This window comes from Ochrobactrum sp. AN78, assembly GCF_029909885.1.
In the GTDB taxonomy this organism is placed as follows: Bacteria; Pseudomonadota; Alphaproteobacteria; order Rhizobiales; family Rhizobiaceae; genus Brucella; species Brucella quorumnocens.
Genome location: NZ_JASAMU010000005.1, coordinates 69,724 through 92,912 on the forward strand (window position 1 = coordinate 69,724; position 23,189 = coordinate 92,912).

Sequence of the window (23,189 nt, forward strand, 5' to 3'; positions counted from 1 at the left end):
ACGCAGACAAATATAAATCCGACTAGGGACAATACGCATGGCGCGCGACACGACCGATGAAACAGCACTGACCGGTGTTGAAGAACTCGCAGCCTATCTTGCCGAAGGCAGCAAGCCGAAAGATGCGTGGCGCATCGGCACAGAGCACGAGAAATTTCCTTTCTACGTCGCTGACAACAGCCCTGTTCCTTATGAAGGCACGCGCGGCATCAAGGCCATTCTGGAGGGTATGAAGGCCAAGCTGGGCTGGGAACCAATCATGGATGAAGGCAATATCATCGGATTGGTAGAGCCAACGGGACAGGGCGCGATTTCGCTCGAACCTGGCGGCCAGTTTGAGCTTTCCGGGGCGCCCCTTTCGACCATTCATCAGACCTGTCGTGAAGTGAACGCCCATCTTTCGCAAGTACGCGAGATTGCCGAGCCACTCGGCATTCGCTTCCTAGGCCTTGGTGGCAGTCCAAAATGGACGCTGGCTGAAACGCCGGTCATGCCGAAGTCGCGCTATAAAATCATGAGTAACTACATGCCGAAAGTCGGGCATGAAGGTCTCGACATGATGTACCGCACGTCGACCGTTCAGGTTAATCTCGATTTTGGTTCCGAAACCGACATGCGCCGCAAGATGCAGGTTTCGATGAAGCTGCAGTCGATTGCAACAGCGCTCTTTGCTAGTTCACCTTTCACCGAAGGCAAGCCGAACAATCTTCTGTCGTGGCGCTCCAATATCTGGCGCGACACCGACAACCAGCGCTCGGGCGTGTTGCCATTTGTCTTCTCGGAAAACTTCGGCTTCATCGACTATGTCGAATGGGCGCTCGATGTACCGATGTATTTTATCCTGCGTGATGGTCGTTATCATGACTGCACACATGTAACCTTCCGCCAGTTTATGAATGGTGCTTTGAAGGGCGAAGTCAGCGATCCTGTGCCGAACATGGGCGACTGGACCAACCATTTGTCGACGCTGTTCCCGGAAGTACGCCTCAAGCGCTTCCTCGAAATGCGCGGTGCTGATGGTGGCCCTTGGCGTCGTATCTGCGCCCTGCCCGCCTACTGGGTTGGCCTGCTCTATGATGATGAAGCGCTCGATGCCGCAGAAGATCTGACAAAAGACTGGGCCTATGAAGAGGTGCTGGCGCTGCGCAATGACGTGCCAGCCAAGGCACTCAATGCTTCATTCCGTGGCAAGCCTGTTGCGCAGATCGCTCGCAAGACGCTCGAAATCTCGCGTCTTGGCCTCCTCAACCGCAACAAGCTGAATGCCGACGGATTTGACGAAACGCATTTCCTGGCACCGCTGGAAGAAATCGTCGCTGCAGGCATCACTGACGCCGAGCGCATGCTCAAGGCTTATAACAGCGTGTGGACTGGTTCAGTCGAACCAATCTTCCTAGAGTATGCGTATTAATCTTCTCATAAAACGGATGTTATCTTCGTCCGTAACCAGCGATGCGCCGGGTCACTTTCCCGGCGCTTATGCCATATCTGCACAAAGGGTATAGGCGGCAACGCAACAGGTACAGGCAGCAAGATAAGATTATTATCCGGCGGCAGATTTTTGAGCCCGCCACGCGCGATGGTCAAAATCAGGTCTGTGCCTGCGATTAGCTGTGGTGCAACACCCCAATGCGGAACAACCACGGCAATATGGCGCGTTCGTCCCGCAAGTTTCAAACTTTCTTCAATCTCAGTCGTCGCATCGCCACGCACTGCAACAAGTGCGTGTGGTCGTTCAAAATATGTCTCGGCATCGAATGGCCGCCCTTTAAGACTGCGGCGGTCCAACAAACACACATATTCGTCTCTCATCAGCACATCTGCCGCAATTTGGGTAGGCAAGTGCGGGAACACCCCAAAGCCCATATCAATCTCGCCATCCAGAACACGCGCGATCATGCCTTCGCGACTGAACTGGCTGATAGCAAGATCAATGCCCGGTGCATCCTTTCTTAATTCTCTGACCAATCCCGGTAAGACGATACCGCCACCATAGTCGGACATGGAAAGATGAAAGCGGTGCTGCGTGGTTGCAGGTTCGAAACCCAGCGGGCCAAGCACACTTCGAACGCCCGAGAGCACTTCCGTGAGCGGTTTTGTAATTTCCATTGCTTTTATTGTGAGAGATAGCCCTGCACCTTGCCGAATGAGAAGTGGGTCATCCAGCAACTCACGGAGACGCGCCAGCGCGTGACTGACTGCTGGCTGGCTCATATTGAGCCGCACGGCTGCACGCGACACATGACGCTCTGTCAGAAGCACGTCCAGAATCACCAACAGGTTGAGATCAACATTCCGCAGATTATTCGTCGGGTGCATGATTGCCTCGGATATCTGAATTTCAAATTCTCAATATCTATAGCTAGATCAGAGCCAAAGGAACATAGGAAAGGTTTTCCATGCAGGCTCAAGGATCACTTACATTTCTCTTCGCTGCCCTCATTGCGGGTGCGGTGGTGCCGTTTCAGGCTGGCGCGAATGCCGCTTTGGGGCGCACTCTCGGCCACCCACTCTGGGCAACGGTCGTGTCGTTGATCGTCAGCATCATCTGTGTGCTTCCGGTCTTACTAGCAATGAAGGTTTCACTGCCCACATTCGCCGGACTTGCCGGACAGCCAAAATGGATATGGATCGGCGGTGTGGCCGGTGTGGTTTACATAACCGCTGCGATACTGTTCGCGCCAAAGCTCGGTGCAGCAAGTTTCATGACAGCAGTCATTGCCGGTCAGCTCATCGCGTCCGTGCTTATCGACCATTTCGGCATCGTGGGCTTTGCGAGCAAGGCAATCACCCCCTCCCGAATTGTTGGCGTTGCACTTGTCGTCATCGGCGTCATCGTCATGCAAGGCCCATCGCTCTGGCGAACTGCGCAAACCTTTACAGCCGCTTCCGGACAGAACTGAAGGAGATGACTATGAATACCCGATCGACCTCTCTCACGCTGGGCGAAGGCGCAATCCCGGTACAGATCCGCTTTGCACGGCCAACCGACAAATTCAGCGAAGTCGTTACCTTCTACCGGGATGGGCTTGGCCTGCCAGAGCTGGGGTCTTTTGCAGATCATGCTGGATATAATGGCATCATGCTCGGCCTACCCGGGAAAAGCGCGCATCTGGAATTCACCGAGCATCAGGCAGGTAGCCCTTGCCGGGCTCCGTCAGAAGACAATCTGCTTGTGATTTATATCATCGACGAAAACACCTATGAACGGCTGAACTGCCGTATGCAGGAAAAAGGTTATGCTCCGGTTGAACCTGAGAATCCATACTGGATTGACCGCAGTTTTACCTATGAAGACCCCGACGGTTGGCGCGTTGTGATCTGTAACCAAACAGGTGTCTGATCGAAGCGTTACAGCGGCTCTAGTTAAGCTTAAGTTGCTGGGACGCTGCAACTATTTGTTTTTAAGCATTATCCACCGCAAACGAAAAAGGGCGCGATCATCGCGCCCTTGTTTACATTCAGCTCGTCACTTGCGTACCTTTTGTTGGATCAGGGATCACGACAATGGTGCTGCCATCACGCACATTGTTATAAAGGTCGATGACATCCTGATTGAGCAGGCGAATACAGCCAGATGATACTGCCTTGCCGATGCTCCATTCCTCAGTTGAACCATGAATACGATAAATCGTGTCACGTCCGTCCTTGTGAATGTAAAGTGCGCGCGCGCCTAGCGGATTTTTCAAGCCGGGAGGCATACCGCCATTGGCGATGCTGTAGGGTTCAAGCGCCGGTTGACGTGCCACCATTTCATCGGGCGGGGTCCAGCGCGGCCATTGGCGTTTATACGCGATAATCGCACGGCCAGCCCACGAAAAGCCATCACGCCCAACGCCAATACCATAGCGCATGGCGCGACCATTGCTGCGAACATGATAAAGATATTTATTCGGCGTATCGACAATAACCGTACCGACCTTCTCGTCGGTCGGATAGTCAACTTCCTGCCGCCAGAATTTCGGATCAACCTTGGCAACATTTACTGCCGGCAGAGGAAACTGCTCATAGGGCATCGCCTCATACATTGGCGGAACGGCGCGCACCGGGGCCGGTTCAGCGGCCACTTTTACAGGGCTCGCCTGTTGGGCGGTCGAAACGCAGCCGGAAAGTGCAATCGCACTGGCACCAATCAGGAACGCCCGGCGGCTTGTCACGCCGTTTGGCAAGAGCGGCCCACCACCGCTTTCAGAAAATTTACGCGACATTCAAAAACTCTTTCATCTGCACAACTTGAAACCACATGCCTTCCAAACTGGAATACACGCCGGCGAATGTGTGCCGAGAAAGAGGAGGCCAAACTTAAGTCAGCCTTAAGAAAACAACATAATCTGCAACTTACATACAATCTGCGGGCAATCACACGGACGACTGTTGCTAAAATAACGATCCCTGCCCGCCGGGACGCGAGGAGGATGGTTTGCGTATTGTACCTTTGGACGAAGGTGCTCCGGGAGTTTCGCCCGCGGTCGCCGCAACATCGCCATCTCTGAAGCGAATCGACAGGGCGTCACCTTCAGCAACGCTGGTCGCCTGTTTGACCGGATTGCCTTCCGCATCGAAAACAATCGCGTAGCCACGCTCCAATACGCTTTCATACGACAGTGTACGCATGAGACGTTCCAGCTCCTGCCCGCGACGTCTGGTACGTTCGAGCAGCAAGCTGATCGCCTGATCACGGCGGCGATCTAGCTGCTCAATTGCATTCTTTGCAAGTGTGGTGCGCCGCAACAAAGGTTCCGGCGTCAACCGGTCGGCACGTCTTGCAAACGCGGTTCGGCGCTCACGCAAGAAGGCCTCAAGTGCGCGCGGCAGCCGCTGACCAAGCAGCTTCATATTGCGTTTTTGCTCGTCGAAACCGCGTTGCAGTAAGCGCGGCGACAATTGACGCGCGCGGCCCTCAAAATGAACGCGCTTCTTTTGCGTGTTCACAAAAAGCGCCCGTGTTAACCGCGAAGCAGCTTCATCGAAACGACGACGCGGTAAAGCCAGCAACTGATCAGCCGAAGGCAATGCCCGGCTTGCCGCGCGATGCGCCTGACGTTTCAAGTCGATAAACCGCGACATGGCCGAAGCCAGTCGCGCGGATTGCGTTGCAACCGTTGCGACCAGATCGGCTTTAACAGGAACCGCCATTTCAGCAGCACCTGTCGGCGTTGGTGCGCGCACGTCGGCAGCCAGATCAATCAATGTCCAGTCCGTCTCATGGCCAACAGCTGAAATCACCGGAATATGCGATGCCGCTACTGCCCGCACGACGATTTCATCGTTAAAGCCCCAGAGGTCTTCAAGGCTGCCGCCACCACGCGCCACAATCAGCACATCAGGACGCGCTATCGCGCCGTCTTCGGCCAATGCATTGAAACCGTCAACCGCTGCGGCCACTTCCGCACCGCTGGTATCACCCTGTACGCGCACTGGCCAAACGATCACATGCAGCGGGTATCGATCCGAAATGCGATGAATAATATCGCGAATGACCGCACCAGTGGGCGATGTGACAACGCCAATCACGCGCGGCATGAAAGGCAAAAGCTGCTTTGCCGCAGGATCAAACAGACCTTCGGCAGCAAGCCGTCGCTTACGCTCTTCGAGAAGCGCCATCAAAGCGCCTGCGCCTGCGGGCTCCATCTGCTCAATGACGATCTGATATTTGGAAGAGCCTGGATAGGTCGTCAGTTTGCCAGTGGCAATGACTTCCATCCCCTCTTCTGGGCGAAAGCGCAAACGCCCCATGGACCCGCGCCAGATCACCGCCTCTAGCCGGGCACGGTCGTCCTTCAATGCGAAATAGGCATGACCCGACGAATGTGGACCACGATAACCAGAAATCTCGCCGCGCACGCGCACATGCGAAAATGTATCCTCGACCGTCCGCTTCAAAGCGCCGGAAATCTCGGAAACACTATACTCCGCTACATTCGAAGCGGTGCCGCTTGGTATAGAATCGGAACCCATGCTCATCCCATCATAGGCAACCAGCCACCCCCTCCGGTCAACTGGTCAAGACGCCGTCTTTTGTGATTATGCACGGTCACCAGCCTGGCAGCAACTCGTTGCTGCGCACGCGACGAGTGCGGACGGATGGAAACGATGCGATTTCAGCGGAAACCATAGATGCTGGTGCCGGCGAGGAAATATTATCAAGACTTTCAATAATATGCTGTGCCAAAGCGTCAACTATCGCATTCTGCTTGGTGTGCCCACGCATGATGCCGATGCCAAATTCTGGCAAAGTACCAAATCCATCCGCTTCGCTCAAAACACGCATTCCAGGCCGCAGCGCACATTCCGGCAAAACCGATACGGCAAGCCCTGAAAGCACGGCCGCAGCAAGTACCGTCGCTGACCAGCTGGTAATGATAATGCGATAATCGCGCTCGACCTGTTCCAGAACATCAATGGCCGCATGACGCCAGATACAGGTCGGCCGCCCTACTGCAAGCGGAAGCATTGCTTCCTCGTGCACCGCATGATTGGCCGACGTCACCCATAACAGCGGCTCAGTACGCACCACTTCGGAGCGCCGCTTGTCATCACATTGCGTCACAAGGGCAATATCAAGCGTTCCGCGACGGATCATTTCATCCAGATTGACTGTCGGCTCGCAAACCACCGACAGTTCGACACGTGGATTGGAACGCGCAAACCGCGCCATGATTTCTGGCAAAAACCGATCAGCATAATCATCCGGCGTACCGATACGCACATGGCCTTCGAGTTGCGTGTCGTCAAAAGCCGCGACGGTTTCGCCGTTCAACAGAAGCATACGACGTGCATAAAGAAGCAATCTCTCGCCATCTTCGGTCAGGCGATTCATGCGACCATCACGTTCAAACAGCGCTTTGCCGATCCGTTCCTCAAGCCGACGCATCTGCATGGATACTGCCGACTGGGTCTTGAAAACAGCATCCGCCGCCTTGGTAAAACTGCCCGTATCCGCAATGGCAATGAAGGTCTGCAACTGGTCAAGATCCAAGGGCGCGCTCATCAGAACCATCCATCATAATTATTGAACTATCACATTAAAAACATTCGTTAGAACAATCAATTCAATTATTGGATAAAGGCGACATCGCAGAGAATGGAGACGCGAAAGCGAATGACCTGACGATAGAAACATTTTGACCAAGCGCGCTTGAAGGAGAGCGGCAATGACAGCGATAAGCAAAACCACCATAACACCCTTACCTGCAACGAGTGCACCGACCTCCGTGCTCAAGCAAATGGTACAAGCCGTGTTTACGTCGGTTCTGCGTCGCTGGACGCTTTTCCGAAATCGGCGCCATGTGATGCACCTCAATGAGCTCGACAATTATCTTCTAAAAGATATCGGGCTGCAGAGCGGAGATATTTATACAGCGATTCACCAGCGCGGTGCAGACGATCCGACCCGTGTTCTGGCAGCCCTAGCAGATGCGCGCTCGCGCGTTGAGGCCACACGCCACATCTGCTGATCGAACATCTGGCAGGCGCCACCTTCACAGGCCGGGTCCCCTCTCGGCCAGCCTGTCTCTTTGCCCGGCCGCACCTCTGCTGCCGGGCTTTTTTCATGTGCAAACCCAGCGCGACCTTGGCACAAAGCCAGTCTTTCCGTGCGCTGATGCGAAATAACTGAATTTGCCACGATTTTTTTGAAAGAAGGGCTTGCGCTCGTCGTTTGAGTTCGCTAGATGGAGGCCGTCGACGAACGAAGCTTCATGCTTCTGTCGCAATCGCGTTTCAGTCAGATATAACTGATCCGCGAGCCCTGCTGGGGAATAGTTTAATGGTAGAACGACGGACTCTGACTCCGTTAGTCTTGGTTCGAATCCAGGTTCCCCAGCCAAAAAAATCTTCAAAAAATCAGATGCTTAAGTGATTTGAAAGCCTGTTAGAACGTGGATTTCATGTTGCGTCTTGTTGCAAATAGATTCCTCGTAATTACAACTGGTTACCCCCCCGGGCAAATCCATGCAACATGCTTGACTCTTTTGTTGGCATGAACAAAATAAGAACGTCATATTAAATAGACACGCCTGGCGGCGAGTGTGTCTGCTTTTAACGGAGCAGGACAATGAATGCGTTTGTTCAAGAGAATGAATACGACGACGAAATTGAACTGGTAACCGTTTCAGCCCGACAGAGGATGAACTGACCATTCGGCATCGCAAAGGTCGGTCGCGTAGGACCGACTTTTGCACCTGACCCTTACGACGGAAATTCAGCGCGGCTGGTGCGCTCGCAAAACTTAGGAATTGTGCGACGGCTTCGTTCCAGTTTTCGATGCGATTTGTCAGTGCACTCTCAGAAGGTACTCTAAGCCCTGCGTGAAGCCACGTGGCGCGACGGTAAGGTGATCTTCGTCGTCCAAGACCGCCGACTTCAATTGCAGATTCGGATACTTTCGACTCTGCAACGCTAGTTCTAAAGCCCGGTTGTCGGCGACCATATCTACCGTCTGATTATAGCGCCGGTCGCCTTTGCGCTGCGCCTCATAGGCGCCAACATAAAGATAGACCTTCGCTGGTAGGTCCTTGTTCTGCGTGGCGTAAGCTGTTTCAAGCTTCAAGGTGTGGCGCTTGTCGTACCATAGAGAGGGGCTACCGAGGATATAGCCGCTAAACAAGCCAGGTTCGGTGAACAGTATCTGTGCGCCAAGCAAAGCGCCGTAGGAGTGGCCAAGGAAGAGTGATCTGGCGGGATCGGTCCGATAGCGGGCGGCGATAAATGGTTTCACCTGATCACCCAAATATCGTTGATAGGCCAGTCCGTGCCCATGGATCGCATTAGCAGGTGCGCTCCTTGGACCGTTCGATGTAGGGGTGTAGTCGCGCTGACGACTGACCTTGCCATCCTCACCTTTTCCATAAGACAAACCGACAAGAACGAATTCCTCGATCCGGGGCCCTTCGACGTTCAGACGACGGCCGATCTGCCGGATGATCGGGAAAGCGTAGTCAGCATCGGTGACGTAAAGCACGGGGTAGCGCCGTTGTGGATCCTTCGCATAGGATGGTGGTAAGGCGACGAAGACTTGGTAACCGCGACCGGAAACCGGATCGGGCACATCCCAGACTTCGCTATCGATGATCTCGTATGCGCTCCCCTCTCCCAACTGAGCTTTAGGAGTCGACTGAGCGTACGTGGGCGTCAGACCACTAGAGACGCTGACGACGGCGATGACAGCTATTAGCAGGGTCTTCAGAAAACATCGTCGCATGTGAAGTCTCCGCGCGTAGGGATTTCTTTGGTGTCAACCATTAATGGCGTACACGCGCGGCATTAAGACTAAAATTTTATCAAATGGATTCGTACTTAACAAAACGTGAGGGCTGAGATTGGTGGTTTCGGCTTTCCGCCAGCCAAGCTATAAGGCTGTCCGTAATTTGTCGCAAAAATCCCCAAACTTGCGACAGATATGATTCAAGATGACAGGGACCTACATGGTCCGCTGAAGTCGTCTTCGTCTCCTATCATCGAACGGCCATAATGGGTCGAAAGCTGACATTTAAGATACCACAAATGAGGCCAGCAATTATACCTGATCCCATCGTGCGAAATTACTGCAACTTGGTTTGCATTTCGCAGATAACCTATTGATGCACAAAGAACATGATACGCATCATTTTGGAAATTAATCTTTATATATCAATAAATTGTCGAGGACTCTGACTCCGTTAGTCTTGGTTCAAATCCAGGTTCCCCAGCCAAAATTCTCTTCAAGAAAATAAAATGTTTAGCGAAGTAAAGTGGTCTTCATAGCGCACATTTCATGTCGCGTTTGTCTACAAATAGATTTCCAACGATTGCAACTAGTTACAAAATATCCCGCAACTACCTAACGTGATCATCAAGATCGACGCGGCGCACATATTTTTCCCGCCCACCGTTAACGCGTTCGTGCAGCTGAATGTCACCGGGGCCTCTATTGGAGCTGATAAGGAACGGAAAGTTGCAATCAGCACGACTGTGAATGTGCCTCCGAGACTGACGGCCGAGCTCATGGCAAAGCCTGCGAGCATCCATGTTGATAACTGCTCATCTAGCCGATAGTCGGCATGCCAGCGACATCCCTCTAAGCTGCCATCTTGATGGCCTTCCCACTGATTGATAAGCCACGGCCCGCCACGTTGATGAGCCGTGCCATTGTATTTCCTGTCCGCATCAAAAAACCGCCTCGAAGGCAGTTAAGTGGTGGGTTCAACAACATTTGAAGCTGTTAAATCAGCAGTTTTGGGGTAATACCCCCCTCACGATAGGTAGCAGCTTGGAAATATTCAGATGGATTGGTTCATTGTAGTCTTCGTTACGTTCAAAGTCCTCGTCTTAGGCACGGGCATGTTCTTCGCCATCAAGTGGCATTACGATCAAGGAAAGAAGACCAAATAACGAAACCAATGGACCGTAAGCGCCCGCCGAACACACCCTTGACGCCTCAGACTTGTCGGCAGTTTTCCAGTGATCCGGCAGCAATTCCCGATACGGCTATTAGGCAACATCGGCAAGCGGGTAAACATGTCCTTGATATAGGCATAAGTCCGGTTCATGGTGGATATCGGCACGCGCCACCGTGGACGAAACAGTGCCTGCGACGTCAATCGCTTCTTTCGAAAGGCTCACTGAGCCACATTCAACTGTTCACTGCGCTTATCATTTCGCCCTTTAGCCGGAATCAACCCAGCTAAACTGAGCGCCGATTTCCCATATACGCATCTTCGCCTATGCTCGTTGGGGCTGGCCATCCGTTTTCGGCACATTAGTTTTTCACGATTGATCGAACGAACAGCATGTCGTCGATTTTCGCCCAAAAGTGATCCTGGACGAACGTGAGTATCTGCCATTCAGTGCATCAGACGGAACACTTCTTTTCCACCTGCTCCGCAAGCTTTATGAGCGCACCAGGTGTATCACCACCAATTTCAGCTTCAGCGAATGGCGAGCGTTTTGGAGTTGCAAAGATGCCAATGTCACTTCTCGATTGACTTACCCACCATCACCACATCTTGGAAACTGGAAACGACAGCTTTCGTTTTAAGGCAAGCTCTTCAGCACCCTCCGAAAAACAAAGGACACAACCAACAACTTGACCGAACCCCGAGCCAAAATCCATAATTAACGTTGGCTCAGTTCCCGATCAAAACCCGGCTATCTTTTGAGTGGAAAGCAACACTTTATGCAAACGCCAGTCATAAACGTTGAGACCTATCTCCCAGTTAGCAGCGCCGCAAATGCACTGTTTATACTTGACCATAACGCGCAGTACAATGCCTCGACCTAGCAGTAGTTTATGGACGAGCGGGTTTGGTATTGCAACATTTCTGCACCGGAACCTCAAGCATAACCCGACCAACCGTTCAACGTTCATCATAATGAGAACCTCGCTCAGGTGAGCTTTATTGCTAAGGCATGGCGTAGAAACGATCAATCGATGTCGATTAAACTAGTACTAATGAGATAATTGGGAACTTTTTCTTGTCGGAGAATGCGGCTATGGTGAATATTGGCTCTCGAATTGAAAGTGTCGATAAGCGATAATGAATCAGATTTCATTTTCAACGGATATGATTGAAGACGAACTTCGCAACGATTTCTGGCGTGAAGTTCTGAAGCCATTGTATGAAATCACGTTGAACAAGGAGATGCGGAATTATCAGCTTTTTGGTTCTGCAAAAGGGCGAGCAGTTGGTGCATCGCTTCAAATTGGCTCGACATCTTTTAATACCCAGAACTACTTACGTACACCAAAGATCATCGCGCATGGCGGTCTGGATCACTATATTCTGCAATTAATTACTGCTGGAGATTTGCGCGGTAATTTTAATGGTGTCGATTTATGGGCAAAGCCTGGTGACATCGTCGTTATTGACTTCACGCAAACTGTTGAGAGCACAGCATGTGATGGAAGCCGAATAACCGTTATGCTCGCCCGCGAAGAGCTAGAAAGAGTGGTTGGCTGGCGGAATCTGCATGGTGTTGTTCTGCGCGCTCACGAACCGACGACACGCCTCCTATTCACTTATTTGAAAGGCCTGAATGATGTGGCAGGAGAGCTGGATCCTACAGAGGTCTACTCGGCACAGGAGGCTATGCTATCTCTGTTAGGCGCCAGCGTTACAGCAGGCGTAGCAGAGAATCTTGCTGTCAATCTCACAATGCGTAAATGCATACTCACTTACATCAATGACAATCTTGCCAGCCCGCTGCTTGGTCCGCAGACGATCATGCGTCATTTTCGCGTGTCCCGATCGCACCTTTATCGCGCTTTCGAGCCGGATGGCGGTGTAGCCAAAGTCATTCGCGACAAAAGACTGGATAGTGCTTACCGGATGTTGATCAAGCAGAAGGGACAACCCGCGTCCTTGAAAGACATTGCTTATCGCTATGGATTTCACGATAGCATGCAGTTTTCCAAAGCATTTAAAATCCGATTTGGCATATCTCCAAAAGATGCGAGTAAGTTCGGCGCGCCCCTCTTAACGGCCGACCCTCACAGTTTTTCTTACACGCATCATTTGTCTGAACAAGCAACAAAAGCGGGGATAGGTGTTGGTCAACGATAATCATCGGGAAGAACACTAATCTTACTCCGCCTGTCCTCAAGAGTGAGCTTGATCGTTGCGACTCAACGGCTTTGCCAAGCGTGATACCACCGGCCTCTCGCTTAAGGTCATCATCCCGACCGATAGAACCGTTGGTATGATGTCGGCATAGCACGCAAGTGTGGCTGCCTCGCTTCCCGTTGCTGCGAAAAGGACCACTTCCCAAGCAAGTACTACGTCAACTATTGACGGCTGGAATGAGATCAAAGGCAAGTAATATTCGATTTATTCGTGAGTGGATCATCAAAACTACAGAAATGCCAAGACAATGATCCTGGGGGATATACAAAAGACGAGCTGCACGTCTCTGCCCGTCACTGTTGTTGCGGTTTGTGTCGTCAGATCGATACTGATGTCATCATAGTTCAAAATCACACGATCGAGCGGATAGACAGCTTTATAGATAGCCTCCTTCGCACAAAACAAGACCCGATCAGAAAGGTCCGAGACGCGTTCATTTCCGGTCTTGTCGGTAGAAATTCTAACAAGCGATTGAATATCTATAGGAAGAGGGACTGCCGGTTCAACATCAATGCCTAGCCCTTGGAAATCAGCCGCGTTTCCCACGGCAGCAACAGCAACTTCGTCATCATGGGCGAGTGAACCGACGATCCCGTCAGGCCAAATGGGCTCTCCAGTTGGCGCGCGCAAAATCTGGAATTCGTTTCTGCCCCGCTCCGCAAGCAATCCGCGCGCAATATGGCGCACCGCGCCGCTTGCTTTGAGCCGCTTGAGATTGCTGGTCTGAATTGATTGTCTTTCCTCCGCAAGAAGGAGGGCTTCATCTCCGCTGTGAATAGCGCAGCAGCCTACCGAAACTCCTCGCGGCACAACGGCTGACAAAGCTTCCGTTAGTGCTTCACCCTCAGAAGGTAGACTGCAGCTATCCACGGAGCTCGACATAAACCAGATTAACCTTCTAGGTTAAGATAAGCGATCATCTCACCATCTTCATCAACTGCATCTTCGACAAACCCTGCTTTCGCATAAAGTTGTCGGGCAGCGAAATTTTCTGGCTCATAGCAAATCGAAATCTGGTGGACATGACCCAACGTTTCGATTTCTGCAAGCACCGCCTGCAACGCAGCCTTGCCATAACCCAGCCCCTGAAATGATTTGTCTATCATGAAGCGGTAAAGCTGAGCTATTCCCGCTTCACTGGTGGCATCATACATGAGAAAGCCTACAAGTGTTCCCGCGACAAAAATAGCGCGTGGCTTAGCGTTCGCATCCTCATCGGCTTCAAGCAGGGAATCTGTATTACTTGCGACCAGATCCGTCTGACTGGAGCCGAGTTCCAATGCCTCAACCTGTGAACGGATTTCCCCGGTCACAGGCAGAAGTACGACCTTGATCTTCTCAAGAGGAAGCTTCTTCAAGCAAAACCTTTCTTTGCGTCCAATGCCACGGTTCCACTGCGATGAAGTTTCCCCGCATGCGTGACATCTGACAGAACGATACCATTTTCATCAACTGGAACCACAAAGCGATTGAGCTTTGCCGGATTCCCGCGCCAGACGGAATATGGTTCGAGCACTTCACCCTTCATTACGAAAGAATCGACATCGACTATTGAGCCTTCGCCCATCACCACGCCATAATGAACGAATGCCGCAGGCCCCAACGTACAGCCGCTGCCAATACGAATGAAATCCGACTTGAATGCGCCCTCTTCCAGCGAATGCGGCTGGATAACTGATCCTTCATTGAGAGTGGCATCATCGCCAATCTCGACAAGGGAACGCTCCGTGAGGTTTGCGCCTCCGTCATAAACACGTTTGCCGACTTTCACGCCCAACATACGAAGGATTATCGGACGGAAGGGTGTGCCCGCAAATAGCTGCGTAATAGGCGAGTCCGATAGTTTCCAGTGCCGTTCATGTCGCCAGAAAGTTGCATCGTAAATGGTCGTCATCCGCGGCTTTAATCCTTTGAACCCCAAAGAAAGCCGTTCGATAAGGATATAGAATGGAATAGCTATAGCTGACGTGAGGACTACAGCGACAAACAATGCTTTATGTGCCCACGCATCATAATAGTTGAGAGCACGATCCCAGATTGCGATGGTTGCAAACAGCATCAGCCATTGTGCTGCGAGGAACATCAATCCGGTACGCAAGTTGTGGAAGTTTTTGCGCCACAATCGACGTAACCGATCTTCTTCCTCGATATTTGCAATCAGTTCCTTATCGCGATTAACGATGCGTGGAATCTCAAAGGACGGCGATCCCAACAGACCGACATTCTCTCGCACTGGTCCGTCGATAGGTACCATTACCTTTGTGCCGAGCAGACAGTTATCGCCTGTACGGCCATCTGGCGGATAAAAAATATTGTTACCGAAGTAGTTCCGCTCACCGATTTTGGTGTGCTCCAGTCGGAAAGTCGCAGCCGATTTGTGCATGTTGATCATGAACAATCCGTCCGAAACCATCGTTTGTGTGCCTATTTCGCAAAGAAGCGGATTTTCCTGCTGCTGATTTGTGCCAAAATTAGACCCGGTCTGGACGACCTTGTTGAGCTTCCAGCCGATTGCCCGGATGTAATGCACGATTGCCGAACTATCCCCGAACAGCAGGTTAAGCAAACGCGAATTGCTGCTTAGTTCCACCATCGACTGGAGCCAGTAGTGAAAGCCGTAAAGTGTATAGGTTCGGTTTGGTTTTAAAAACAGACTGACGATACGTGGAACAAATACAGCCGCCAATAACGACACAATGATCGCGCCTAACAGCGTTACTGTTGTACCGATAGCGACGATGCCTATCGTTTCCTGATAGTCATCACTCACGTTCTGCCAATAGCTATGGAACACCAATGGAAAAGGCGTGACAAGCGTAAATAGCCCGATGAGCTGCACCATTTCAAATGTCACGCGTCGGGTTTTGGACAACGTGATATTGCGGACTTTACAGTAGTCAGCATCGGTCTGTGTCGCAGGCGATCCATGCCAGTGTTCGCCATCTGGAATGGCCTGCCCGCGTTGAAGCGAAGAAGCGTGGCCAAGTTGGGATCCATTACCAATCCTGGTATCAATGTCCAACGTGGATCCGACACCAACGAAAGCGTCATCCCCGATAGTAATCGACCCGGTGTGAATATAACCGCTTTCGGCACGGTAACCGAGAATATTGGATTCACGACGTAAAATCGAATTTTCGCCAATCGAAATCAGATCCGTGCATACCGGTATTGCGCGACATTCAACGGCTGTATTGCGACCGAGCTTGGCTCCAAGCAGTCGCAGATAGAGGCTATAAAGCGGATTGCCTCGGAAAAGCACGACAGGTGCCGTCCGGATTAATGTTTTGACCACCCAGAAGCGATAATATCGTAAGCCCCAGATAGGAAACCGTTCTTCTTTCCAGCGGCCAATAAGCAGCCATTTTGCGAGGATCGCAAAACCCGTCATACCGAAAAAGCTGGCACCAGCCAGAACGACACAGCGGAAGTAAAGCTGCAAAGGTTCATCGAGTTTGACATAGACCCAGTCGAGGCCCTTGTCGAAAAACAGCAACCCGACATAGCTGTATATTGCATAGAAAGCGAGCTGAGCTGCCCCACACGCCCAATAAGCAAAATTGGATGCCTTATGCGTAAGGCTTTGTTCAGTGACAGATGCCACCGATTGCTGTGGTAAATGAAGATGTTTCGCAAGCCCGGTGATTGACGGATGCAGATAAATGTCCCGCATCGACGCCATTTCCCAGCCTTGCGCGGTACGTAGACGTGCGCAGAAACGTGCCATCAGCAAGGAATTGGCGCCAAGATCATCAAAGAAGTTATCTTCGACCGAAACCTCATCTAGGTTAAGCACTTCCGCCAAAGCATCAGCCATGAAACGCTGGTCGTCATTGGCTGGAGGAATGATAATGCGTTCAGCCGAAAGACGTACATTGGTTGGCTTTGGCAACTGACGCAAATCGGCTTTGTTAGAAACCGTCATTGGGATTGCATCAAGCTCTTCCAGATAGGTCGGAACCATATATGACGGAAGGCGGCGTTTGAGTTCGCGCGCAATGTCAGCGCGCTGAATGGGCGGCATTCCGGATTTTGGCGCATAATATGCAACCAGTTCCACTCGACCCGGTTCAATCTCCCAAGTCGTCACCGCTGCCTGCGAAACTGACGGATTGTCGAGAAGAACTGCTTCGATTTCTCCAAGCTCAATACGATAGCCGCGTATTTTCACCTGCGTATCAATACGACCGCGATATTCGACTTCGCCTTGTGCGTTGATACGTCCAAGATCGCCCGTACGGTAAATCCGTTTTGAAGGATTATTTGGCAGACCTATAAAGTCAGGTATGAACTTTTGATCCGTTAGGTCCTGCCTGTTGAGATACCCGACCGCAAGACCAATGCCGGCAATACCGATTTCACCAAGCTCGTCGGGGTCAGTTAGCTTTGCTTCCGTCGGATCGATAATGACAATCGAATAAGTCGGTAACGGAGCGCCGATTGTTACGGGTTTATCAGGTGTCAACACACCCATGGTGGCAGTAACAGTTGCTTCAGTCGGGCCGTAGGTATTCAGAAGTAAACGTCCGGGCTTTGTCCAACGGGTCACCAGATTGAGCGGACATGCTTCACCGCCGACCATAAGGAGACGCAGCTTGGGGACGTCACTTTCAACGGAAGACAACAATGTCGGGCTGCACGCCATGCAATTGATGTCGTTCGTACGCAGAAAATCTGCCAGTTCTTCGCCCACCAGAGTCAACGGACCTGGTGCGGGGATTACAGTGGCACCTGCCACAAAAGGAACCCAGTATTCTTCAGCCGAGAAATCGAAGGCTATCGTCATGCCGTGGTAAACACGGTCGCTTGGCTTGTATCCATATGAAACTGCTGCGACACGCAGGAAATTGCAAAAGCTTTGATGACGAATAGCAACACCTTTTGGCCGTCCGGTCGTACCCGACGTGTAAAGAATGTAGCAAATCTCGTCCGGATTGGCCGCTCTTCTGGCAACATCTAATCGAGCACTGGAATGCTGAGAAATTTCCGCAGCACAAGCGTCGATCAATATATGTGGAACAGGCATTTGTTCCACCCGTGCCAAATAGGCACGAAGCGAAATCACAAGCTTGACGCCGGCATCATCAATGATGAGTGCCATGCGATCTTCTGGAAAGGCTGTGGCGAGTGGCACATAGGCAGCACCCGCCTTCATAACAGCCAGAAGGGTGATGTAAGTCTCGGCAGAGCGATCAAGCAGCAAACCAATGCGATCGCCGGGCTTGACGCCATGCTCAATCAACAGTCGCGCGAACTGATTGGCGCGCTCATCAAGCTCCTTGTATGTCCAAGATCGTCCGTCAGAAATGACCGCGACAGAGCCTGCAAACTTCTCTGCAAGCCTCTCAAAAAAGATATCAAGTCGCTCGCCCAGCTCACCGGCCAGAGCAAAATCCGCGCCGAGCAAAACCTGCTGATGCAACGCAGAGGCGCTTGAAGCATGAGGCGGCATGCCGACATTCAGTTCGCTTGCGCTTACGTCACTTTCATCATTTGTGGCTGGAATTTTATCCAAGCCAGCACCATCAATACCGTGGCTCATTTTTTTAATACTCACTGACCAAAGGTCGCGCATAGCCGGGCATTCGTACGCGTTAGGCGAGACACCTGCATGTGATCAGGTATTGTCTATCGTCGGACTGTGCACAGCGGCTCATCTGACCGCTTCTGGCGTAGGCAACTACGCAAAATAATCAAAATAAGAAAGTGACATTCTCTTGACCAAAAATATTGTTTTGGCGAGTGTTGCAGATTAGCGCGTGTAATGCCTCATATCTATACTCGATCTTGATATATCACGACAAGCGTTACCCACAAATGCCTGCAAATAGTCAGCCTTCGCGTGTAGGTTGCGGAAAGTTCGAGAAACCATTGGGACAATCAAAAGTTCGTCAATCATGATGGCTTCCGGCGAGTTGCTAACTCTTCCCCCTTGTTGCCTTTGGCACAAGCCCCTAGGGTTGGCGCGTGGAGATTGACCTTTTCAAAGATGCAGCACTTAGCCAAAAAAATACTGGAAGAAACCGGCTGGGGAATCCCAGCATCCGTCGTTCTTCATCTGACTTTGGCATTATTGCTGCTTTATCGTGCGCCTGAATTATCTCCTCCTGATCAAGATCAGAGCGTTAACGTGGAACTTGTTCCTCCGAAGCCAAGTGACCCCACACCAAATAGCAAGTCGAATACGGCTACCCAGCGATCACCTCAGGCTTTCGAGTCTGCATCAGCGCAAAAAGAGCCACCTTCCCCAGCGGAGGACTCCCAGCCAGCAATGGGCAAGCCCGAGCCACAGCAAACAGCACCTGACAATCATAATCCTGTATCGAACGCTGAAAACGCGGCCCTCCAAAAATCCGATATTAGCGCGCAGTCTGTCGCTGAATTGCACACCGACGCCGAGGGTCTGCCCGCCGCAATGAAATCCAAACTCACTTCGGCGCGGCAAATCTATTCAAAGGATACTCTCTCTGACCCGCGCGTGAAACAAGCGATCGGAAAGCTCCCTCCGCGAGATCGGATCGTGCAGATTTGTGGGATTGAAGCGCTGGAACAGGTTCGCCACCAAAGACCTGGAACTTTTCCAGACATGCTTGCGCCTAGCGCGGGCGTTGTTTCAGAGACTAGCTTCGCGATCAGAGACGGAGCTTTTCGTAGTCGGGGCAAATGGTATGCGATCGACTTCCAGTGTCAGGTCGATACGAAAGCGATGAAGATAACCAATTTCAGCTATTCTCTTGGCAGGGCTATCCCCGAAGGACAGTGGGATTCGAGGCAGCTCCCAAGAGACTAGTCAGCAGGTCTCGACATTCTCCGCTCTTGGCGGTCGATCATTGGCTAATGATGAAATCACTGCCGTTCGCGCCCTTCCAACCCAGTTTAGGCGGGTCACATTTTTCATTGAATGTCGTATTCTGCTTTGCAGGTTCACATTCTGCAGCGGTAATTCCTATGTTTTTCTGTGCGGGACCAACGCAACCAGTGCCTACAACCATTACGGCAACAAGCAAATAACAATTTATAATCTTCATTGTACTATTTAACTCTCTCTTTCTATTGTCTATTTATAATAATTATTCTAATTTCTGAATTTAATCACGATACTATGCCTCACGTTCATGGGTATTGACGATTTATACCAAATATGCGAGTGTTAACTCACATTGTCTACTCGCATTAGGAAATCGACAATATGGCCAAGCTGAGCGCCACAAATCCAAGAAAATCGGCTTTGCAAGACAGGTCAAAAATGACCGTTGAAGCAATATTGGATGCCACTGCTCGCGTTTTGGTACGTGAAGGATACGCCCGGACCAGCACAAATCGCATCGCCGCAGTAGCGGGTGTTAGTATCGGCTCGCTCTATCAGTACTTTCCCAATAAGGAGTCGCTTGTCGCTGCGCTCGTAGCAAGGCACAATCGTGAAATTCTGGCGCTGCTGGAAAACGCGATGCAGGAATGCGCGTCGGACGATCTAAATGGCGCGATGCGGGAGCTTATTCGCGCAATGATCGCTGCACATCGGGTCGATCCTGAGCTCCACCGCATATTTAAGGAAGAAGTACCCCGAATTGGAAAACTCGCCGAGGTGGAAGCTATCCGCAAGGATACGTTGCATCTCGTTCGGCTTTATCTGGAAAAATGTAAAGATGATCTTCAGCTCATAGACCTCGACACGGCAGCGTTTATTTGTGTAACCACCGTGGAGACGTTGACCCATGCCATCGTTCTCAATGAATGCGGCCATTCCCTTGCCGATGAAGCCGATATTGTGGAACATATCACACGGATGATTGCGGGTTATCTGGGCACTGCGCCGCTTCCCATCCGCGCTATCTTGAAGGATGCGGCTTAATTGCCCAATGATACTGTAACTTTAATCTGTCGGCTAACACCGTCAGTCTATCATGCTTAATACTACACTGATTTAAGACCTGCTATTTCGCTCCACGTGTTAGTGTCAACCTAACGTGTTTTGCGGGGAAAAAGTGACGCGAGGATTTCGATCTTATCGCCGCTCAACTTTAGCACCATCCGCCCCCGGCTACCCCGGAGCGCCGCCTAATGCCCCTCCATCGCCGCACTGGCCGCTGCTGGTCCCGCGTTTCAGCGTCTATCGGCGTCAACGATAACGCCCATAAATTGATTAGGCCATGTTGACAAAGTGCGGCATCCATATTTTGACGGCGGCGATGGCTAGGAATGCCTCGAAAGATTTTCTGGTTTTGTCGTATCGAGTGGCAATGCGACGAAATTGCTTTAACCTATTGAACATACGCTCGATGCGGTTGCGATCCTTGTAGGCCTGAAAGTCGCAAGCTGGAGGGTTTTTCCGGTTCGCTTTGGGCGGAATAACGGGCTTTATGCCACTGCACAGCAGAGCGTTCCGAATGTTGTCGCCATCATAGCCCTTTTCGGCGAGCAACAGTCTGGGCCTCTTCACAGGAATGGACATCATGTTTTCAACTGCATTGTAATTCGAAGCTTCTCCGCCTGTGAGAATGAAGCCAAGAGGGCGTCCCTGACCGTCTGTAGGGGCGTGGACTTTTGTCGTAAAGCCGCCGCATGATCGACCAAAAGCCTCGTTATAAGGCCCCCTTTTGCGCCGGCTGCCTGAGAATGACCCCGGACAGTCGTGCTGTCGATCATATGTTGCCAGTCGTCAGTTAAGCCCAGTTCGACGAGTGTTTCCAAAAGTACATCCCATACGCCTTGCTCCGCCCAGCGTCTAAATCGGACATAGACCGAATTCCATTTGCCATAGCGTTCATGCATGTCACGCCAGGGGCAGCCAACTCGCAGAATATGAAGCATACCGTTGAGGTAACGGCGGTTATCCAAAGCAGGCCGAGACTTTCGGCCCCGCTCAGCGGGCAACAAGCCCTCAATCAGAATCCATTCCTGCTCGCTAAGATCGCCGCGCGCCATACCCGCCTCCTAAAAGCAGTTTTGAATCACGCTTTAGCTGATTTGTGAATCCACTTTGTCAACATGGCCTAGAACGACGGCAGAAATAAGTGACTTTCTCGAACACCGCTGCAAGATTCAAGATCCTTATTTATTATACAAAAATTATTTAAATACTATCTTATAAGTACAAACTACTATTAAACTAACAGAACAATTCTATCACGACGAGAATAATTTATTCAATAGAGACTTCGGTATTTTCGTAACGTGTATCTATAATTAAACGAATTTATATTCATGTATTATTACACTTTATGGAAATGTTGTGCTATTTCTGGTGTAATCTTAAGCAGTGACAAGAGCCTGAATCATAATGGAGACAACCATATCAGGCTCTGGCGACCCGCCGTGCAAATCAGCGGATATCTGCGATGCAGCGCAATGACTGTTCTTGAGGTTTTTGACCAATCTGCGGCATCGTCCCAGCCCTGCAAATGAGCGCTCAACGACCTATCAAGTACGGCAGGATTTCAAAACCTCCAACCCGAACAGATCGTTTGACGACCTCCAGTGCTATTTTTCCGACATTGCCTACTTTCGAAATCTCTTAGTCACCTTGGAACAAGCTCTAACTCTCTGTTTTTAAGAATTTTCATCGGTGAACTTGTTACCAACTTTTGGTAATTACGCTCCGAAATCAGAAGCTCTCGCAATCAATTTATGTTCTTTACTAGAGAATAAAATTGACTTTTATTCTCTATAAGAGAATATAAACTAGCAATGGAGAGTTTTACAATGGATCTGGCAACACTTTCAGTGTTCCGTACAGTGGCTCAGGAGCGGAGTGTTACCCGAGCCGCGGATTTGCTTGGTCGCGTGCCTTCAAACGTAACGACCCGCATTCAACAGCTGGAGGCCGAGATCGGCGTACCGCTGTTTCAGCGCGATACAAAACGGATGTCACTGACCAGGGAAGGCGAGCTCTATCTTGGCTATACGAATCGGATCCTCAATCTCGCGGAAGAAGCGCAGCAGGTGGTCAATCCTGCAGAGCCTGCAGGCAGACTGCGTATTGGTTCGATGGAAAGCACAGTCGCAAGCAGGCTTCCGTTACCGCTCACCAGTTACAACCGACAGTGGCCACAGGTGACACTTGATCTATCAACTGCGCCAACGCGTCAGCTCATTGACGCGTTGCTCGCCCACCGCATCGACGGCGCACTGATAGCGGTACCTTCCGGGGACCGATCGCTTGACCCCAGAGAACTGGATATGATGCCTATCTTTCGGGAGGAATTGATTCTTCTTCTACCGGCAGAACACCCTGACGTGAGTTGCGCAGACAACATTCAACCCAGAGCACTGGCGGCCTTTGCACCCGGCTGCACTTATCGCATGCTGGCCGAGGAATGGTTGAGTGGCTTTGGTTCATCAAGAGAACGTTTTGCAGTTCAGGAAGTAAAATCCTATCATGCAATGTTTGCTTGCACCGCTGCTGGCTCCTGCATCAGCATAATGCCGCGTAGCGTTGTGGACCTTGTACAGCATCTTGGAGCGGTCAAAGAACATCCTCTCATGATGGTGGATACGCATTTGGCCTGCCGTCCCGGCTTTTCCACCCCGGCTTTCGCCGAATTCCGCAAAACGCTTCAAGCCGTTTCAAATATCGAGGAATAGAAC

The 23,189-nt window shown here is 51.2% G+C and carries 16 protein-coding genes, 1 tRNA gene and 2 pseudogenes; 10 read left to right on the plus strand and 9 right to left on the minus strand.

Features of this window, described 5'->3' with window-relative positions; genetic code table 11:
- The first annotated feature begins 37 nt into the window (after window positions 1-37).
- Window positions 38-1,411, plus strand: coding sequence for a glutamate--cysteine ligase (locus QBD00_RS11360; protein ID WP_318579530.1), 1,374 nt, complete (start codon window positions 38-40; stop codon window positions 1,409-1,411).
- Between the two features lie 5 nt (window positions 1,412-1,416).
- Here the strand turns inward: QBD00_RS11360 and QBD00_RS11365 are convergent, their stop codons facing one another.
- A complete protein-coding gene (locus QBD00_RS11365) occupies window positions 1,417-2,319 on the minus strand; it encodes a LysR family transcriptional regulator (protein WP_191793388.1) in 903 nt (300 codons plus the stop codon).
- Between the two features lie 80 nt (window positions 2,320-2,399).
- Here QBD00_RS11365 and QBD00_RS11370 point away from each other — a divergent pair, with 80 nt between their 5' ends.
- Together QBD00_RS11370 and QBD00_RS11375 are read left to right on the plus strand one after the other, a co-directional pair.
- The gene (locus QBD00_RS11370) at window positions 2,400-2,903 is read left to right on the plus strand and encodes a DMT family transporter (protein ID WP_191793387.1); all 504 of its coding nucleotides are present in this window, start codon (window positions 2,400-2,402) and stop codon (window positions 2,901-2,903) included.
- Window positions 2,904-2,914: 11 nt separating this feature from the next.
- The gene (locus tag QBD00_RS11375; RefSeq protein WP_318579531.1) at window positions 2,915-3,343 is read left to right on the plus strand and encodes a VOC family protein; all 429 of its coding nucleotides are present in this window, start codon (window positions 2,915-2,917) and stop codon (window positions 3,341-3,343) included.
- A gap of 118 nt (window positions 3,344-3,461) precedes the next feature.
- Here the strand turns inward: QBD00_RS11375 and QBD00_RS11380 are convergent, their stop codons facing one another.
- The 3 genes from QBD00_RS11380 to QBD00_RS11390 form a co-directional block, all read right to left on the minus strand.
- Window positions 3,462-4,208: a L,D-transpeptidase gene (locus QBD00_RS11380; protein ID WP_151091043.1), complete on the minus strand. Its 747-nt coding sequence runs from the start codon at window positions 4,206-4,208 to the stop codon at window positions 3,462-3,464.
- Window positions 4,209-4,377: 169 nt separating this feature from the next.
- The gene (gene xseA / locus QBD00_RS11385) at window positions 4,378-5,958 is read right to left on the minus strand and encodes an exodeoxyribonuclease VII large subunit (protein ID WP_318579532.1); all 1,581 of its coding nucleotides are present in this window, start codon (window positions 5,956-5,958) and stop codon (window positions 4,378-4,380) included.
- A gap of 76 nt (window positions 5,959-6,034) precedes the next feature.
- On the minus strand, window positions 6,035-6,991 hold the full coding sequence (locus QBD00_RS11390; protein WP_151091045.1) for a LysR substrate-binding domain-containing protein: 957 nt from the start codon (window positions 6,989-6,991) through the stop codon (window positions 6,035-6,037).
- Window positions 6,992-7,154: 163 nt separating this feature from the next.
- Here QBD00_RS11390 and QBD00_RS11395 point away from each other — a divergent pair, with 163 nt between their 5' ends.
- Together QBD00_RS11395 and QBD00_RS11400 are read left to right on the plus strand one after the other, a co-directional pair.
- A complete protein-coding gene (locus tag QBD00_RS11395; RefSeq protein WP_318579533.1) occupies window positions 7,155-7,457 on the plus strand; it encodes a DUF1127 domain-containing protein in 303 nt (100 codons plus the stop codon).
- Between the two features lie 297 nt (window positions 7,458-7,754).
- Window positions 7,755-7,828: transfer RNA gene (locus tag QBD00_RS11400), tRNA-Gln, on the plus strand.
- Between the two features lie 447 nt (window positions 7,829-8,275).
- Here the strand turns inward: QBD00_RS11400 and QBD00_RS11405 are convergent.
- Window positions 8,276-9,202: an alpha/beta hydrolase gene (locus QBD00_RS11405; protein ID WP_318579534.1), complete on the minus strand. Its 927-nt coding sequence runs from the start codon at window positions 9,200-9,202 to the stop codon at window positions 8,276-8,278.
- 1,590 nt (window positions 9,203-10,792) lie between these two features.
- Here QBD00_RS11405 and QBD00_RS11410 point away from each other — a divergent pair.
- Window positions 10,793-11,069: pseudogene (locus QBD00_RS11410) on the plus strand (ATP-binding protein); the annotation flags it as partial.
- Between the two features lie 444 nt (window positions 11,070-11,513).
- Window positions 11,514-12,542: a helix-turn-helix domain-containing protein gene (locus QBD00_RS11415; protein WP_412535017.1), complete on the plus strand. Its 1,029-nt coding sequence runs from the start codon at window positions 11,514-11,516 to the stop codon at window positions 12,540-12,542.
- A gap of 288 nt (window positions 12,543-12,830) precedes the next feature.
- Here QBD00_RS11415 and QBD00_RS11420 read toward each other — a convergent pair whose 3' ends face one another.
- The 3 genes from QBD00_RS11420 to QBD00_RS11430 all read right to left on the minus strand — a co-directional run bounded on the left by QBD00_RS11420 (window position 12,831) and on the right by QBD00_RS11430 (window position 18,054).
- On the minus strand, window positions 12,831-13,424 hold the full coding sequence (locus tag QBD00_RS11420; RefSeq protein ID WP_318579536.1) for a 4'-phosphopantetheinyl transferase family protein: 594 nt from the start codon (window positions 13,422-13,424) through the stop codon (window positions 12,831-12,833).
- A gap of 68 nt (window positions 13,425-13,492) precedes the next feature.
- Entirely contained in the window at window positions 13,493-13,960 is a 468-nt protein-coding gene (locus QBD00_RS11425) for a GNAT family N-acetyltransferase (protein WP_318579537.1), read from the minus strand.
- Window positions 13,957-18,054: a Pls/PosA family non-ribosomal peptide synthetase gene (locus tag QBD00_RS11430; RefSeq protein ID WP_412535018.1), complete on the minus strand. Its 4,098-nt coding sequence runs from the start codon at window positions 18,052-18,054 to the stop codon at window positions 13,957-13,959. Before QBD00_RS11430 ends, QBD00_RS11425 begins: the two co-directional genes overlap by 4 nt.
- Before the next feature lie 522 nt (window positions 18,055-18,576).
- On the opposite strand from QBD00_RS11430, the gene QBD00_RS11435 reads away from it, so the two are divergent.
- Window positions 18,577-19,392, plus strand: coding sequence for a DUF930 domain-containing protein (locus tag QBD00_RS11435; RefSeq protein ID WP_318285380.1), 816 nt, complete (start codon window positions 18,577-18,579; stop codon window positions 19,390-19,392).
- A 399-nt stretch (window positions 19,393-19,791) separates the two neighbouring features.
- Window positions 19,792-20,454, plus strand: a complete 663-nt coding sequence (locus QBD00_RS11440; protein WP_318579539.1) for a TetR/AcrR family transcriptional regulator — start codon at window positions 19,792-19,794, stop codon at window positions 20,452-20,454.
- 291 nt (window positions 20,455-20,745) lie between these two features.
- On the opposite strand, the pseudogene QBD00_RS11445 reads toward QBD00_RS11440, so the two are convergent.
- Window positions 20,746-21,527 (minus strand): annotated as a pseudogene (locus QBD00_RS11445) (IS5 family transposase).
- A gap of 777 nt (window positions 21,528-22,304) precedes the next feature.
- Here QBD00_RS11445 and QBD00_RS11455 point away from each other — a divergent pair.
- A complete protein-coding gene (locus tag QBD00_RS11455; protein ID WP_151091066.1) occupies window positions 22,305-23,186 on the plus strand; it encodes a LysR substrate-binding domain-containing protein in 882 nt (293 codons plus the stop codon).
- Window positions 23,187-23,189: the final 3 nt, after the last annotated feature.